Raw genomic sequence first — 16,601 nt, 5'->3', positions numbered from 1 at the left:
AAGGACTTGTTGAAGTCTGGATCCGGAGCGGACGAGCCATTTCCTACAGACCTGCTTGTATTCAGGAACTATCCTACGAGCGTTGTCCACGCTAGCCTTCTTGCGCGCGGCATCGATGAAATCGCCAGTGACTGCGCCCAGCACCATGCCCGGAGAATGGGCGCGGGATGATTTGGTCGATCCAGCACTCGGCAGAAACGCTCAAGGCCCTGCTGGAGGGTGTGCTCGACGGCCAGGGCGCTTGATGCCCATCCAGGCAGCTGGCTCTCAGCCCGGCTGCCCCCGATCCACCTTGCTACTGAGGATGATGGAAGTGGTGGTCTTTTCCACGCCATCGAGGCTGCCGATCTGGTCGAGCAGTTGGTCCAGTTGCTCCGGTGAGTCGCTGTTCAGCCAGGCCACATAGTCGAATTCGCCGCTCACCGCGCACAGTTGCTGGACCTGGCCCATGGCGCTGAGGCGGCGCACGATGTCCTTGCCCGAGCGCGGCTGCACCTTGATCCCCACGTACGCTTGCAGGCCGCCACCGATCAGGCGCTGGCCCAGGCGTACGCCGTAACCGGTGATGACCTTGGCCTTTTCCAGCCGCGCCAGGCGCGAGTTCACCGTGGTCCGGGCGATACCCAGGTGGCGAGCGAGGGTGGCGACGCTTTCGCGGGCGTTGATCTGCAGCAGGGCGACCAGCTGGCGGTCGATTTCGTCGAGGGCGATGGGGCGAGAGTCCGACATGGTTAGTCCGTGCGATGGAGTTGTCAGGCTACCCTCCCGATGACTAGCTAGCAAGTTGAGGGCTGTGGACTTGATCCAAGGTGTTGCCCGGCTGCTTTTTTCCACCGACGAACGTTGATGCTTGTCCCTTTGTGATATTGCATTTCGCCAGTATGATGCGCGAAAACGCTCGCCGCGTTGGAGTGTATTGGTGAAAGGGTCCGTTGTGAGCAAGGTTCATTTTGATGTCGATGCGGTGTACTGCATCTCGCTGGAGGCTCGCAATGATCGGCGCGAGTTGTTCAGGAATACTGTTTCTACGCTCATCGATAATCCAGTCATCTTCCACATAGTCGAGAAGAATCAGGACCCCCAGCGCGGGTGCTATGAGTCGCACCAGCAGCTCGCTCAGCGCGCCCTAGATGAAGGTCTTGAGCGGATCCTCATTTTTGAGGATGACGTAAAGCCCTACGCATTCAAGACAGTCCAGGTTCGTTGGATCAACCGATTTATGCGTACCCGCAAGTTTCAGGCGTTGCACTTGGGCTACAGCATGGGCTCTATCTGGTTGACCTGGTTCCCCTTTATTGCACGTGGCCGTGTCGTGGCGCTACATGCCTATGTTCTCTCCCGAGAGGGTTGCCAGGTCGTCGCGCAGACACCTTATGACGGCCAGCCCGTGGATGTAATGATCAAGAAGCGGGTCAAGCAGCACTGCGCTTTCCCTATGATGTTTCGTCAGCATGCCGCTTGTGTGACAGGTAGTGACCTGGAAACTGTCGTGCGAAATGAGGATGCCTGGTGGGAGCGGAACTTGGAGAAGCATGTTCGTTCGGCACTCAAGAACCTATGGCGAACGGTTTTTCGGCTGCGGTTCTAGTGTAGTGGCTCACAAGTGGCACGAGTGGCGGATGTAAGAGCGTCTCCGGATTTCCTTACATTAGTGAAATTTACAGATAGTGTTCGTTTTATGCTTCTGAAAATTTAGCCCGGATAAGCCTATGGTATTATCCAGTGCTCACTCAATGTGGAGGGAAATCTCTCATTAAGTTCAGTTTGACGCCGAAACCGGTTTAAAGCGACTGTCATGGCATGGTCGAGCTGCCGATCATGTTTTGCGAGCGATTCCCCGTCACACCAGAAATGGCCATTCTTCTGGAAGGACTGCGATGCTCCTGAGAACGGCCGGATCAACGGCTAACCCATCTCCCATCTGAAGCAAGCTTCCGCCCAATGTCGAAAAAATGATACGACACGTCGGGTTCGCGGGAGTGGTCGCCTGACATTTGCGTTTATCGTTTGGCCCAACACAGCGGGAAGTTGGCCATGCACAACGAAAGAGCAATGATCGATAGCCATGTTCATTTCTATACAGAAGCGGACCTTGAAGAAGTCGCCGGAAAACTTCCCTATACGCTGCCGAAGCCTCATTCGTTAACGGACTACTTGGCGCAGCTTTCAAAAAACAATGTGCTCCCGCGATTCTTGAATAATGTTCACCTGAGCATTCTTCCCGACTCGGAAAACGTCTTCGCTTCGTTCGAAGAACTCAAGGATTTACAGGCCCGTGACCCGGCCACGTATTCCGGCATACGCCTGGTCGGCACGATCAAGGCCGATCCTGCCTATGCGACGCAAGCCCGCCTGGCTCATCCGCAAGTGGCGGGAATCAGGATCGTGCTGCATGACGCGAAACCCGGCTCGGTTCGGGACGGTGCCTACAGCGATACGGCCTGGAATGCATTGTACGACCGTCTGCGCGATCACCAGCACGTCCATGTCTATGCCCAGGAAGCCGAGACCAACCTTCGCGTCCTCAGGCAGATACCGCGGCATGTGCGGGTGATGATCGACCACCTCGGCAGTTGCCATGCTTCACGGGGCGCGGAAGAAGAAGCCTATGTTTCCCTGCTGCGAGAAGCGCGGGAAAGAGGAAATGTCTGGTTCAAGGGCCCCGGCTATCGAACGTCTACCGACGTTGAAAAAGTGCTGCCGTTTGCAAGTCGCCTGATTTCGGAACTGGGGGCAGGCAAGTTGATTCTCGAAGCCACGGATGCGCCGCATGTTGGTGCTGATAGCGATGGGATTGATTTTACGCGCAGTTTCGATGCCGCCGGGGCGTTCGGGTTTGTTCAGGATCTGGCCGAGCGGCTGTCGGTTAAATGCGCGATACCGGCCGGACAGATTCTCAGTGGTGCAGCAGCAGAAATATTCAACTTTGATTAAGCCAGAGTGCTAGGCAGGACGAAATATGAACAATAAAGTCTCGATGCAGGAAATTGAATTCGACGTTGACTACGCTGGCCACAGCGTGCGCCTGAAAGGGGCGGTATTCCAGCCCGAACAGGCAAGCGATCTCCCGCCCGTCGTCTTCAACTCTGGCTTCACCGGCGGTGTCTCGATGTACGGCCAGCTGTTCGGCCGCGCATTGGCTGCCCGTGGCTACCGTGTCATGACCTACGATGTTGCCGGATTCTTCTCCAACAAGCAGGTCCGTAACACCCATCAGGTCGGCGACATCACCGTGACCAACGTGAGCCTGGAAGACCAGAAGGACGAGGTGCTGGGCGCCGTGGCCTGGGCGCGTGAGGCCTTCGGTGAGATGCCGGTGGTCGCTTCCTGGGCAATGGGCTCGGTGGCCAGCCTTGCCGCGGTGGCCGAGCTGGCCAAGGCTGGCAAGGAGCAGATCAAGTTCTGGGTGCCGATGAGCTACACCCGCATCCAGGACCTGCAATCGCTGCGCGCCGATGCCAAGGCCGCTGATGCCGCGATTCGCGAACTCGATGGCGACGCGCCCATCCCGCCGTTCGATACCGGCACCGAGGCGACCCGCCTGGGTTACTACCCGCTCGATCCGGCTACCCAGCAATACGTGGATGAACAACTGGGCGCCTACACCGAAGCCGGTGGCGCCGACCGTTGGCCGGGCTGCAGCCACGTAACCGCCAAGTCGTACACTTCCTATGTGGCGTTCGATCCAGAGCAGGCCATCGAAGGGGCAACGGGCTTCCCGCCGGCCTTGATCATCCACGGTGCCAAGAACAGCCTGCACATGCCGGCCGAGTCCGAGCGTCTGTTCCGCCTGTACCCGGGGGACGCCGGTGAAGGTGTGTTCCTGCTGCCTGACATGCAACATGGCCAGCAGAACCAGGCGGATCACCCGGTGTTCCAGGCCATCATCGAGAAGATCGACGAGGCGGTCCGTCGGTACGCCTGAGTCGTAGCATGCAAGCTGGCGGGCCCGCACGTCGGGCCTTCCAGTCGCAGACCTTGTCTCGCCACCCCCCTCGCTGTACCCTCCCGACGCGCTTGGCCACCGATGGCCGGGACGCCAGATCGGTAGCCGCTTGCGTCGCGCTGCGATCGTCGTCGCAGAGTCTGCGCGCGGGCCCCGCCTGCTCCGCCAGCATGTCGTAATGTGGTATGCCTATGACTCGTGTCTCTCGCCCCTGAGAAATATCGAGGAAAGGTATGCTCAGCTCATCCACCGCCAACGTGCAAGGTGAAGCCCCCAAGCGAATCGGGCTGCTCATCCTTCCCCAGTTCTCCATGATGGCCCTGGCTGGCGCCAGCGAGCCGCTGCGGGCTGCCAATCGCCTCGCCGGAAAAACGCTCTATCAATGGAGCTTGTTATCGGAGGCCGGCGGTACCGTCAGCTCCAGCAGTGGCGTGGAGATCAATACCCAGTCGCTCGAAGAGGCGCCTGAGCTCGATCGGGTATTCGTGCTGGCGAGCCTGGATATCGAGCATCAGCGCCCACCGAAGATGATCAGGTTCCTGCACCGCTCCGTCGCCAAGGGCAAGACCGTGGGAGCCTTCAGCACCGGCACGTTCATCCTTGCACGGGCGGGCTTGCTGGAAGGGAAGAAGTGCACGCTGCACTGGGAGTCGATCAACCAGTTCGCCGAAGAGTTTCCCACCATCGAAGTGACGCGCGAACTCTACGTCAACCATGACAATCGCTGGACCTGTGCCGGCGGCACGGCGGCCATCGACCTGATGCTGGCGCAGATCTCCGTCGACTATGGTGGCAAGCTTGCCGCCGCGGTGGCTGAGCAGTTCCTGCATGCCAGGATCCGAGGGCCGGAAGAACAACAGCGGATGTCCATCCAATGGCGATTCGGTGTGCACGATAGACGCATCACAGCGGCCATCGCGCAGATGGAGGACAACTTCGAGCACGTCATCAGCATCGAGCAAGTGGCGCAGGTGTGCAATCTCTCCCAGCGTCAGCTCGAACGCTTGTGGCACCAGCATTTCGGCATGACGCCCCAGCGATTCTACCTGGAGCTGCGCTTGGCCGAGGCGCGGCGGATGCTGAGGGAAAGCACCAAGTCCATTGCCTCGATCGCCTACTCGTGCGGGTTCGTCTCTGCCTCTCATTTGGGCAGTGCCTATCGCAAGGCGTGGGGCTGCAGCCCGGGTGAGGAGCGGCGAAAGTTTGATATGGGCCAGGCATAGGCGCCGGCAGGATGTACCGCGATGGGATATGTCCACGCCCGGCTTTTGGCGGCCTCGGGGACACGGCATGGCCCGACATAAATAGGTGGCTTAGTAACTAACCGACCTGGGCTTCGGGTGCTGTTTCCTTATATATGGCCGGCCTTTCGAAACGCGCTTTTAGAAGATTTGTACGGTGGTCTGCCGAGTATCAGCCCGTGGCTTTCGCAAGGGATATGCGCGGCATGGGTCATGTCGATTTTTTGATAAAGGTCGTCGAACCTGAAGCTCAGCCGGGAGAAGGGAGCGGGGTAAGGTCGTCATAAATCCGGCATCCGCTCCCGATGACCCGGAAATCACAAGAACCTTGCGGAGATAGGCATAACAAAAATGGAAACGCTAAGTTTCATTCTTTCCAATTCAGGGCTTGTCGCCCAGTTGTTGGGGCAACATCTCTTCATTGTGTTCGTCGCTGTCGGGCTGGCTATCTTGACGGGTGTGCCGGTGGGTATCTTCATCTCCCAGCATCCTCGTGCAAGCCGTTGGGTCTTGTCGTTTGCCGCCATGCTCATGACGATCCCCTCCGCCGCACTGTTTGGCCTCATGATCCCCGTCCTTTCCTTGATTGGCCAGGGGATCGGCGTCGTTCCGGCAATCATTGCGCTCTTTCTTTATTCGCAACTTCCGATCATCCGCAATACCCATACGGCGATCTCCAACGTCGACCCGGCCCTGCGCGAGGCGGCCCGGGGCATGGGCATGTCTTCCTGGCAGCGGCTCTGGAAAGTCGAACTGCCGTTGGCAACGCCCTTGATCATGGCCGGGGTGCGTGTGGCGACCGTGATCAATATCGGCATCGCGGCCATCGCCGCCTATATCGGCGCAGGCGGGTTGGGCAGCCTGATCGTGCGCGGCATCTCCCAGACCGATACGCGCCAACTGCTGGCCGGGGCCATCTTGATCAGCATCATCGCGGTGGCCGCTGATTATGCCCTGTCCGTCCTGCAGCGTGCGTTGACCCCAAAAGGGGTTATCAAGATGAATAACCCCAGCATGAAGGAAGCTACAACGTGATCCAGATTAATAATTTGAATAAAAAGTTCGGCTCTATCACGGCTGTGGAAGATGTTTCCTTTACCGTGGAAGAGGGCAAGATCTGCGTGCTTCTCGGTCCTTCGGGGTGTGGAAAGACCACCACGCTGAAGATGATCAACCGCTTGATCCCGCCGACTTCCGGGCGAATCCTCATTGGCGGGCGTGACACGGCAGAGCTGGATACCGTGACCCTGCGTCGATCGATCGGCTATGTGATCCAGCAAGTGGGCCTGTTCCCCAACATGACTGTCGAGGACAACATCTGCGTAGTGCCCGATCTGCTCGGCTGGAACAAGGCCAAGAGCCGCAAGCGTGCCGCGGAGTTGCTGGAGGTGGTGGCGCTGGAGCCTTCGAAGTTTTCCAAACGCTTCCCTTGCGAACTGTCCGGCGGGCAGCAGCAGCGTGTCGGTGTCGCCCGTGCGCTGGCCGCCGACCCACCCGTGATGCTGATGGACGAGCCTTTCGGTGCGATCGACCCGATCAACCGGGACATCATCCAGGACGAGTTCATGCGCATCCAGCGCCAGGTCGGCAAGACCGTCCTGTTCGTCAGCCATGACATCGACGAAGCGGTGAAGATGGCCGACTGCGTGGCGCTGTTCAATGCGGGCAAGGTGGAGCAGTTCGGCACGCCCGATGATCTGCTGGCCCGCCCCGCCAGCGAATTCGTCGCCAACTTCATGGGCGGCGATCGCATCATGAAACGCCTGAGGCTCTTGCGTGCCGGCGATATCGCGCGGCAGACGCCGCCCCAGGAGCAGATGCAGATCGTCGGGGGCAATGGCGCGGCCTCGTTCGCGCCCCTGGTCGTGCAGCACACGGACGATCTGCGCCAGGTGCTGTCGCAATTGCTGGGGCAGGGGCGTGACTGGGCTGTGTGCAACGACAAGAACGGCAAGCTGGTCGGGTTCGTGCACCAGCAAGACATCCTTGCCCGCCTGGTCGAGAACACGACGACGGTGGTGCACTGATGAACGGCGTGGCCAACCTCTGGGAATGGCTCCAGGGCTACTGGAGCGAAATCATCTACCTCTCCTTCCAGCACATGCACATCGTCGCGGTGAGCAGTGCACTGGCGTTGATCGTGGCGCTGCCGGTGGGCATCTGGATGAGTCGCACGGGCAACCAGAAGTATGCCCTGGCTGTCATGCAGGTGCTCAACGTCGGCCAGGCGATCCCGAAGCTCGCGCTGCTTGCCTTGGCCATGAGCTTCGTGGGGGTTGGCGGGCCTGCCGCCATCTTTGCGCTGTGGGTGGCGACGCTGCTGCCGATCACCGTGAACACCTACGAGGGCCTGCGCTCGGTGCCGCGTCACCTGGTCGAAGCCGCCGAAGCCATGGGCATGACGCCGCGCGAGACGTTGTTCAAGGTCGAGATCCCGAATGCGCTCAACGTGATCTTCGCCGGTATCCGCACCGCGCTGGCGATCAACGTCGGTACCGCGCCGCTTGCCTTTCTGGTCGGCGGGGGAGGCCTGGGCGAGCTGATCTTCACCGGCATCGACCTGAACGACTACCCCATGATGATCGCGGGTGCCGTGGCGACGGCGGGCCTGGCCATCGCAGTGGACCTGGCCTGCGGCTTCGTCCAGTACGCGACGGTCTCCCGTGGCTTGCGACTTGCGGCGCGATAGTCCTGATAACAACTCAAAACACATAGGTGCTGTATGTTCGCACGAGGCATTGTCGCACTGCTCACGATGGCGCTGCTGGGGGCCGCCCAGGCTGCCCAGCCGAGTGTCGTCGTCGGGGGCAAGAAATTCACCGAGCAACAGTTGATTGCCGAGATGACCGCCCAACTGCTGCGCAGCGAAGGGTACAAGGTGGACAAGCGTCCCGACCTGGGGTCGTCCGTGCTGCGTTCTGCACAGGAGAATGGCCAGGTCGACATTTACTGGGAATACACCGGTACGTCGCTGATCATCTACAACAAGGTCAAGGAGCGGCTCGATGCCCAGCAGACCTACGCGCGCGTCAAGCGCCTGGACGCTGCCAAGGGGCTGACCTGGCTGCAGCCGTCCGAGGCCAACAATACCTATGCCTTCGCCATGCGGGAGGAGGAGGCGAAGGCGAAAGGCATTGCCACGCTCAGCGACCTGGCCACCAAGGTCAACGATGGCGAACACCTGAAGTTCGCCTCCAACGCGGAGTTCTATTCGCGGCCTGATGGTCTGCGACCGCTTCAGGATCTCTATGCGTTCACGTTCGAGCGTGACGACATCATCCGCATGGACGGCGGGTTGACCTACCAGGCCCTGCGTGAGGGGCAGGCCGATGTGGCCTTGGTGTTGTCCACCGATGGTCGCGTTCCGGCGTTCGGCTTCGTGATCCTCGAGGACGACAAGGGATTCTTCCCAAGTTATGCCTTGACCCCGGTCGTCCGCACCCAATTCCTGGAAGCCCATCCTGGCGTCGCCGAGCTGCTCAACACGTTATCCGCGAGCCTCACCAGCGATACCATGGCGACGCTCAACTCGCGCGTCGATGTCGGCAGGGAGTCCATCGAGAAAGTGGCCAGCGAATATTTGTCGAAGAACAATATGCTCGCACCCGCTGTCGCAGGCCCTGCTGACTGATCATTCGACAGGTGCCCGCTGTTCGGGCGCTCCTAATCTATTCGCACCACCAGTAGGATTCGTCATGGTTTCCATAACAAGAACCGTGGGCGCGGTATTGCTGTTCGCCACGATAAGTTCACGCGTGATGGCGGCAGACATAGATTCAATGAATCTTCTCCAACTTCGTGAAGCGCTCGATAGGGGAGAGGTGACATCGGAACAGTTGGTACGCCATTTCCAGGCGAACATCCAGAAAGACAATCGCCAGGGCCGGCATATCAATGCGGTGATCGCGGTGAACGGCAAGGCGCTCGAACAGGCCCGTGCCTGGGATGTCGAGCGAGCCCGGACCCCCCAGGACCACAGCGGCCCGCTTGCGGGGATACCGTTTTTGGCGAAGGACAACTTCGACACGCGCGACCAGGTGACCAGCGGTGGCGCCTATGTGCTGCGCGCTTCGATTCCTTCCCGGAACGCCTTCGCTGTCCAGCGTCTGCTGGACAGCGGGGCGATCCTGCTGGGCAAGGCGAACATGTCCGAACTGGCCGCCTCCTTCGGCTGGTTCGGCTACAGCTCGCTGGGCGGCCAGACGCTCAACCCGCTGAACACCAAGCGCGATGCCTCTGGCTCCAGCAGCGGCTCCGCTGCCGCGGTCGCGGCCCGGTTCGCCCCTTTTGCGCTGGGGTCGGATACCAGCGGGTCGATCCGTGGTCCGGCAAGCGTGACCGGCACCGTTGGGCTGCGGCCCTCCATGGGCCTGATCGGCCGCAGCGGCGTCATCCCCTTGTCCTTGACCTTCGACACCGTCGGGGTGGTCACCCGAAGCGTGGCTGACCAGGCGATCGTGCTCGATGTGCTCAAGGGCCGGGACGACAACGATGCGGCCACCCAGGGCATCGCAGCAGAGCGCATCGGGTTCGTCGAAGCGCTTCGCCCCAACGCGCTGGATGGCAAGACCATCGGTGTGGTGACCAACTTCGAAGGCGCGAATGCACAGGTCGACCAGGTTTTCCACCAGGCCCAGCAGCGGCTCGAAGGCAAAGGCGCGAACGTTGTGAGCATCACCTTGCCGAAAGCCTATGAAACCCTCTGGGCAGATGTACTGGGGCCTGTGGGGGATAGTGAGTTCAAGCCGCAGTTCGAGCGCTATCTCTCGACGCTTTCGGCCGATCAGCCGAAAACGCTGGAGCAATTCCTGGCGCGGGCAAAGCCTGAGCAGTCGAAGCGCGATGGGCATCCGATGAACCCCAAGCGTTTCGAGGCGCTGGAGGCGCTCGCTGGGCATTCGCAGGCTGACACGCCCCTGTATATCTCGATCCTGTCCAACCGGATCCCAGGCCTGCGTCGGGATCTTGAAAACCTGATGCAAGCCTCAGGCATCGATGGCTTGATGTTCGCGACCATCAACTGCCCGGCTTCGGTGGTGCATGGGCAGAAGGACGATAGCTTCGAGTGCCAGTCGGACGATACCTATGCGGCGGCCTATATCGCATCCGCCACCGGGTTTCCGGAGATCACGGTGCCGGCTGGAACCATCACGGGTGGGGTGTCGGTGGGGGTGTCCTTCCTCGGGCGCCATGGCGATGACGCGAAGCTCGTTGGCTACGGCTATTCATTCCTGGGTAGGTAAGTTTCTTTCAATATCTTGAATTGAACCCGGCTGGAACAATTGGTGGGCGGTGATTGTTTTTGTTCCAGCGCCTGGGGGCAAGTTCTCTCGGTATCGAATTCTCTTGGCGTAAGCGCTCCGGGTATTCCCTGCCTGGCGTTCAATAATAATTAAAGCGTGAAAGAGGTGGTCATGGTGTTGGCTAACAGGTTTGCACGTTCGCTTGCAGGCTCCAGGCAGTCTATTGGTTTATATATATCGCTGGGCGCGCTCATGCTCGCACCCTCCGTCAATGCGGCGGGGCAGGCAGGGGAAGTTGGGGAGAAGATGGGGCGCCTGAATGTCTTGGCAAAGAACTATTACTACAACACCAGCCGAGGCGAGCAGCGTTCGGATCAGGTGGACTGGACCCAGGCATTCCTTGCCAACTTCCAGTCGGCATTCACGCCGGGGCCGGTAGGGTTCGGTGTCGACCTGTTCGGCTATTGGGGCCTCAAACTCGATGGCGGTAGTGGCCGAACCGGCACCGGCAATCTGCCGGTCGGCGATGATGGGCGGCCGGACGACGAATACGGACGAGCCGGCGGTGCCGTGAAAGCCCGCTTCAAATCAACGGTGCTTCGCTATGGCGAGATGAGCCCGTCGGCCCCTGTCTTCGCCCAGAGCACCAGCCGACTGTTCCCCCAGACCGCCACGGGCTTCCAGCTCACGAGTAACGATTTCGCTCCGTTGCTGGTCGATGCCGGGCACTTCACGGCGGGGACCGATCAGGTCAATACCAACAGCGACGGTGAGCTCTGGGCCACCTATGCCCTGGTCACCACACCTTCGGTCAGCTATGCCGGCGGCAAGTACAGGTTTGCCGAAGGCGTGGTGGCCAGCCTTTACGTCAGCCGTTTCAAGGATGTTTGGGACCAATACTACGGGAACGTCAACTACGCGCTACCTCTGGGGCAGAACCAAGGCCTGACCTTTGACTTCAATGTCTATCGAACCCTCGACAGTGGCCAGGCCAAGGCCGGCACCATCAACACGACAGCTGTCGGCATGCAGGTGGCCTACAAGTACTCAGGCCATACCCTGACGCTTGCGCGCCAGAGCATCCATGGCGACCAGCCTTTCGACTACGTGGGCTTCGGGGATACCGGGCGGGCCGGAGGGTCGATCTTCCTGCCGAACTCGGTGCAGTACTCGGACTTCAATGGCCCGGGCGAGAAATCGTGGCAACTGCGCTATGACCTCGACATGGTGGTCTATGGCGTGCCTGGGTTGTCGTTCATGGTCCGCTACCTCAACGGCCAGGACATAGACGGCACGAAGGTGTCTTCGGGGGCTTACTTCAACAAGTACGGCTCTGACGACAGCGAGTTCGAAACCGATGCCGAGGCCAGGTATGTGGTCCAGTCGGGGCCGGCGAAGGATCTTGCGGTGCGCCTGCGCCTGGCGTGGCACCGAGGGGATGCGAGTACGGGGGGCACCCAGGACCAGGTCAGGGTGATCACTGAGTATCCCATCGATGTGTTTTGAGACGCCAAGGCGCTGCGGTTCGTCTCGAGCGAGTATCCCGGATCAAGCCCTGCGCCGGTCAGCCAAGACGTGCAACCGCCACGCGGCGTGCACCAAGCGTACGCCCGGCGTCCGCAAGAACCTACTGGGTTCTGCCTGGGTTCCACTACGAAAATTTCGTAGTAGGTCGGGACGGTTTTCGTACCAACCATTTCGTACGAACTCTGTACGAAGGCAGCGGGCGCAAAGTTGCGCCGGTTATGGGCGCTGAGCACCAAACCGCGCCCAGTGCGGTTCGATGCACTGCCCCGTGCTTCGCCAGCACCAGCGGAATTTTCCGCCGATCTACACACGGGAAATTCCCGTAATGTCGGGTATTCCGGCAAAACCGGCGCCCAACAGGTTTTACGAGGGTTTCGTAAAACTCGGCTACGCTGCGGATTCAGCCGCAGTGGCTGCTACAGGAGAAAGGGCATGCCAAATATCAGAGTTACCGCACGGATTGTGAATGGAGACCAGTGGGACCCGCTTGGTGGCGAGACCACCTGCGGTGAGGTGGTTGGCTTGATATGCGGGGACGACCTGCGACCGCCGCCGACCAGCGTTACGATCGAGCTGACCACCAACAGCGGTAGGCGGGTCGAGGTGTATATCTCAAACTCAGCAGAGGCCGCCGCCATAGTCCGCATTGACGGCGAGACGGTGTAGAGGAAACGGGGGAACAAACGGGGAAGATTTTGTACCGGAAAAGACAAAGACTTACGCTGTTGGGCGTAAGCCTTTGATTTATTTGGTGGGCCCACACGGACTCGAACCGTGGACCAAAGGATTATGAGTCCTCTGCTCTAACCAACTGAGCTATAGGCCCCAGGAGGTGGCCGGATTATAACGAGGGTTTCGAGACGGTGCCATCTGAAAGATCCGATAGTGCTATGCGCAGGCAGGTAGCGGCGAACTCCTCGGGCGGTAGAGGCAGGCTGACGATGTAGCCCTGGATCTGCTCGCAGCCTTCGGCGGCGAGGAAGCGTTGTTGTGCCTGGTTCTCCACGCCCTCGGCGATGATGGTCAGCTGCATGCTGCGGCCAAGGGCGATGATGGCGCGGGTGATGGCGGCGTCGTGGGGGTCGTCGGGGAGGCCGCGGATGAAGGACTGGTCGATCTTGAGGATGTCCAGGGGCAGGCGCTTGAGGTAGCTCAGGGACGAATAGCCGGTGCCGAAGTCGTCGATGGCCAGCTGTACGCCAAGGGCCTTGAGCTGGTGAAGAATGGCCAGAGCCTCTTCGGCCTGGCTCATGATGAAGTTCTCGGTGATTTCCAACTGCAAGTCGCCCGCCTTGAGCTGGTAGGCCTTGAGCAGGTGCTCGATGCGCCTGGCCAGGTTGGGTTGGCGCAGTTGGGCGCCGGCGAGGTTGATCGACAAGGGGCCGAACGGTTGATGGGTGCGCTTCCAGGCGTGCATCTGCCGGCAGGCCTGCTCCAGTACCCAGTCGCCCAGTTGGAGAATGGTGCCGTTCTCCTCGGCGAGGTGAATGAAGTGCTCCGGCGGGACTTCGCCGAAGGTCGGGTGGCGCCAGCGGATCAGGGCTTCGGCGCCGACCAGGCTCTGGGTCTTGAGGCTGAACTTGGGCTGGTAGCACAGGCTCATCTCGTTGCGCTCGATGGCGCGGCGCAGTTCATGCTCCAGGGCGATGCGTTCGCTGGCCTGGGCGGTGAGGTCGCGGGTGTAGGCTTCGACACGGTTGCGGCCCTTGGCCTTGGAGCGGTACATGGCGGCGTCGGCGTTGCGGATCAGGCTGGCAACGTCGCTGCCATCCTGTGGATAAAGGCTGATGCCGATGCTGGCGCTGGTGAAGAACTCGTGTTCACCGGCCTGGAATGGGGCGTGGAAGCAGGCCAGCAGCTTGTTGGCGATGGCGCTGGCGTCGCTGGGCCTGTGCAGGCCGGGCAGGAGGATGATGAATTCGTCGCCGCCCAGGCGGGCCACGGTGTCGACGTCGCGCACCTGCTCCTTGAGGCGCTGGGCGATGCCTTTGAGCAGCAGGTCGCCGACCGGGTGGCCGAGGCTGTCGTTGATGTGCTTGAAGCGGTCCAGGTCAAGGAACAGCACCGCGCCCTGGCGATTGGAGATCTGTGCGCAGGTGAGGGCGGCTTGCAGGCGGTTCTCGAACAGCGCGCGATTGGGCAGGCCGGTGAGCGGGTCGTGGTGAGCCTGGTAGTCGAGCTTGGCCTGGGCGTGCTTGAGGCTGGAAATGTCGGCGAACACGGCGACGAAGTGGGTGATGCCACGCTCGCTGTTGCGCACGGTGCTGATAGTCAGCCAGCCGGGGTAGAGTTCGCCGTTCTTGCGCTTGTTGTAGATTTCGCCTTGCCAGTGGCCCTCAGCGGTCAGTTGGTGCCACATGGCGGCGTAGAAGGCGCTGTCGTGCTGGCCGGAGGCGAGCAGGCGCGGGGTCTGGCCGAGGGCCTCGATCTCGCTGTAGCCGGTGATCTCGCTGAAGGCGCGGTTGACCGCGCTGATGCGCTGGTCGGGGTCGGTGATCAGTACGCCTTCGGCGGTGTTCTCGAACACCGTGGCGGCCAGCTGCAGTTTTTCCTGCATCAGGTGGCGTTCGGTGATGTCGCGGGCGATCGTCAGCATGCAGTCGACCCCGGCGATCGGCAGTGGCCGAGCGGACAGTTCGCACAGGCGGATCTGCCCGTCGCTGCGGCGGATGTGGCAGCTGAAGTCGCGCACGAAACCGTCGCGCTTGAGTTGCTCGACCAGGCGACTGCGCTCGTTGAGGTCGACCCAGATGCCCAGGTCCAGGGAAGTCTGGTCGATGGCTGGGTTGATGTCGTAGCCGGTCAGGCGGCAGAAGCCTTCGTTAACCTCGATGAGCAGGCCATCGCTCTGGCGTGACAGCAGCAGGCCGTCGGGCGAGGCGTGGAAGGCCTTGGCGAACTTCTCCTCGGAGGTCTGCAACTGCTGTTGCGTTTCCTTGAGCTGGCTGATGTCGCGCACGGCGACCACCAGGGCCGGGATGCCGTCCAGGTCGAAGGTCTCGGCTGAGGTCAGGCCGGTGAACAGCTGGCCATTGCTGCGCCGGAAGCTCATTTCCAGGTTGCGGATGCCGCCGCTGTGCAGGCGTTCGAGCAAGGCCGGGCCGGCACCGGCGACGGCCCACAGGTCCAGCTCGGTGGCGGTGCGGCCGATCACCTGGGCCGCGCTCAGGCCGATCTGCTCCTCGAAGGCCTCGTTGACTTCCAGCAGGCAGCCGTCGCTGTGCCTGGCGATCAACAGGATGTCCGGGCATTGCTGGAACACCGAGGCGAACTTCTGCTCCGACAGGCGCAGGGCGTCTTCGGTGCGTTTGGTCTCGCTGATGTCGATCATCAGGCCGCGCATCAGCGGACGGTGGCCGTGCTCGATCATGCTGACGATATTGCGTACCCACAGGGTGTGGCCATCGGCGCGGATCACCCGGTAGTCGAGGTTGTGGTCACGCCCGGCGGCGGTTTCGCTGTCGCAGTAGGCCTGGGCCCAGAGCGCATCTTCGGGGTGCAGGATGCTGCGCCAGAAGCCTGGCTTGAGCCACTCGTTGAGCGGGTAGCCGAGCAGGTCCTCGGCATGGGGCGAGACGTAGCTGTAGGTGAAGTCGTTGGCGTCGGCTTCCCAGGCGATGGCAGACAGGCTTTCGACCAGGCTGCGGTAGTGGTACTCGCTGCTGCGCAGTTCCTGTTCGAGGGCGATGCGCCGGGATATTTCCGAGCTCAGGCGCCGGTTGATGCGGATCACCACGGCGAGAATGGCCACCAGCAGCAGGACGGCGGGCAGGCCGTAGAGCAGCATGTCTTGCCAGAAGGTTCGTTGATCCACGACGTTGCCGACCCAGCGTTGCTGGATCTGGTTGATTTCGCCACTGCTCATGTCGGCCATGACTTTGTCGAGGATGCCGACCAGCAGCTTGTTCTCCCGTGGGGCAGCCATGGCCAGTTGATAGCGGTAGGGCGTCTCGCCGCTCACGTAGAGGCCTTCGAGCTTGAGCTGGCGCAGGCTCCAGATGCTCGAGGCGAGGTCGCCGACCACGGCATCCACCTCGTCGATGGCCAGTGCCTGGAGGGCTGAGCTGACATTGGGCAGGGCCACCAGGTTGAGGTCGGGGTGGTGGCTGCGCAGTAGTTCGTGGGGGGCGTAGTTTTCCACCACGGCGATCTTGAGGCCGTACAGGTCTTTCAGTGTGCGTGGTTGCGGGCCGCCTTCGTGGGCGAGGATAACGATGGGGAAATCGAGGTAGGGGCGGGTGAAGGCCAGGTAGGTCTGGCGCTCCGGCGTCGACATGATGCCTGGCAGCAGGTCGATGCGGTTCTGCCGGGCCTGTTCCAGCACCTGGGTCCAATTGCTGGGCTCGACGGGTTTGAGCGTGACGCCCAGGCGTTCCTGGATCAGGGTGATGTAGTCGGCGGCCAATCCCTGGTAGCGGCCTTCCTGGTCGCGGAACTCGAAAGGGGGCCAGGACGCGTCGATGCCCAGGCGCAGCTGTGGATGGGCGCTGAGCCAGGCTTTCTCCTCGTCGGTCAGGGTCAGGGCGCCGGCCGTTGTGTTCCAGATGAGCAGGATCAGCAACAGAAGGGCCGGCATAAAGGGCATAGCGGCCTCTCGTTCAGGGGGTCTGAATTCGAGTGTAGACGGGCATTGGGTGGGCGGTG

Annotated in this window: 13 protein-coding genes and 1 tRNA gene; 11 read left to right on the top strand and 3 right to left on the bottom strand. The window is 61.2% G+C overall.

Annotated elements, in window-relative coordinates; genetic code table 11:
- Positions 1-267: 267 nt before the first annotated feature.
- The gene (locus ACDI39_RS14810; RefSeq protein ID WP_225786464.1) at positions 268-729 is read right to left on the bottom strand and encodes an Lrp/AsnC family transcriptional regulator; all 462 of its coding nucleotides are present in this window, start codon (positions 727-729) and stop codon (positions 268-270) included.
- 205 nt (positions 730-934) lie between these two features.
- Between ACDI39_RS14810 and ACDI39_RS14805 the strand changes: the two genes are divergently transcribed.
- The 11 genes from ACDI39_RS14805 (at position 935) to ACDI39_RS14755 (ending at position 12,623) form a co-directional block, all read left to right on the top strand.
- The gene (locus tag ACDI39_RS14805; RefSeq protein WP_225786463.1) at positions 935-1,588 is read left to right on the top strand and encodes a glycosyltransferase family 25 protein; all 654 of its coding nucleotides are present in this window, start codon (positions 935-937) and stop codon (positions 1,586-1,588) included.
- Between the two features lie 446 nt (positions 1,589-2,034).
- Entirely contained in the window at positions 2,035-2,934 is a 900-nt protein-coding gene (locus ACDI39_RS14800; RefSeq protein WP_225786462.1) for an amidohydrolase family protein, read from the top strand.
- A gap of 25 nt (positions 2,935-2,959) precedes the next feature.
- Positions 2,960-3,925 carry an alpha/beta fold hydrolase gene (locus ACDI39_RS14795; RefSeq protein WP_486536887.1) on the top strand — a complete coding sequence of 322 codons (966 nt, stop codon included), beginning with the start codon at positions 2,960-2,962 and terminating at the stop codon, positions 3,923-3,925.
- Positions 3,926-4,179: 254 nt separating this feature from the next.
- Positions 4,180-5,169 (top strand): GlxA family transcriptional regulator, encoded by a 990-nt coding sequence (locus tag ACDI39_RS14790; RefSeq protein WP_225786460.1) that lies wholly within the window; start codon positions 4,180-4,182, stop codon positions 5,167-5,169.
- A gap of 369 nt (positions 5,170-5,538) precedes the next feature.
- A complete protein-coding gene (locus ACDI39_RS14785) occupies positions 5,539-6,222 on the top strand; it encodes an ABC transporter permease (RefSeq protein WP_225786459.1) in 684 nt (227 codons plus the stop codon).
- Positions 6,219-7,214, top strand: a complete 996-nt coding sequence (locus tag ACDI39_RS14780) for an ABC transporter ATP-binding protein (RefSeq protein WP_253102124.1) — start codon at positions 6,219-6,221, stop codon at positions 7,212-7,214. Before ACDI39_RS14785 ends, ACDI39_RS14780 begins: the two co-directional genes overlap by 4 nt.
- A complete protein-coding gene (locus ACDI39_RS14775) occupies positions 7,214-7,876 on the top strand; it encodes an ABC transporter permease (RefSeq protein WP_225786457.1) in 663 nt (220 codons plus the stop codon). Before ACDI39_RS14780 ends, ACDI39_RS14775 begins: the two co-directional genes overlap by 1 nt.
- 33 nt (positions 7,877-7,909) lie before the next feature.
- The gene (locus ACDI39_RS14770) at positions 7,910-8,818 is read left to right on the top strand and encodes a glycine betaine ABC transporter substrate-binding protein (protein WP_225786456.1); all 909 of its coding nucleotides are present in this window, start codon (positions 7,910-7,912) and stop codon (positions 8,816-8,818) included.
- 64 nt (positions 8,819-8,882) lie between these two features.
- Positions 8,883-10,430, top strand: a complete 1,548-nt coding sequence (locus ACDI39_RS14765) for an amidase (protein ID WP_486536886.1) — start codon at positions 8,883-8,885, stop codon at positions 10,428-10,430.
- 252 nt (positions 10,431-10,682) lie between these two features.
- The gene (locus tag ACDI39_RS14760; RefSeq protein WP_486536885.1) at positions 10,683-11,936 is read left to right on the top strand and encodes an OprD family porin; all 1,254 of its coding nucleotides are present in this window, start codon (positions 10,683-10,685) and stop codon (positions 11,934-11,936) included.
- Positions 11,937-12,389: 453 nt separating this feature from the next.
- On the top strand, positions 12,390-12,623 hold the full coding sequence (locus ACDI39_RS14755; RefSeq protein WP_253080194.1) for a hypothetical protein: 234 nt from the start codon (positions 12,390-12,392) through the stop codon (positions 12,621-12,623).
- An 83-nt stretch (positions 12,624-12,706) separates the two neighbouring features.
- On the opposite strand, the gene ACDI39_RS14750 is transcribed toward ACDI39_RS14755, so the two are convergent.
- Together ACDI39_RS14750 and ACDI39_RS14745 are read right to left on the bottom strand one after the other, a co-directional pair.
- Positions 12,707-12,783: transfer RNA gene (locus tag ACDI39_RS14750), tRNA-Ile, on the bottom strand.
- Positions 12,784-12,798: 15 nt separating this feature from the next.
- Positions 12,799-16,542 (bottom strand): EAL domain-containing protein, encoded by a 3,744-nt coding sequence (locus ACDI39_RS14745; RefSeq protein WP_486536884.1) that lies wholly within the window; start codon positions 16,540-16,542, stop codon positions 12,799-12,801.
- Positions 16,543-16,601: the final 59 nt, after the last annotated feature.

Source organism: Pseudomonas sp. Tun-23181 (assembly GCF_057415455.1).
The sequence above is the reverse complement of the archived record's forward strand: the minus strand, read 5'-3'. Positions and strand labels throughout refer to the sequence as shown.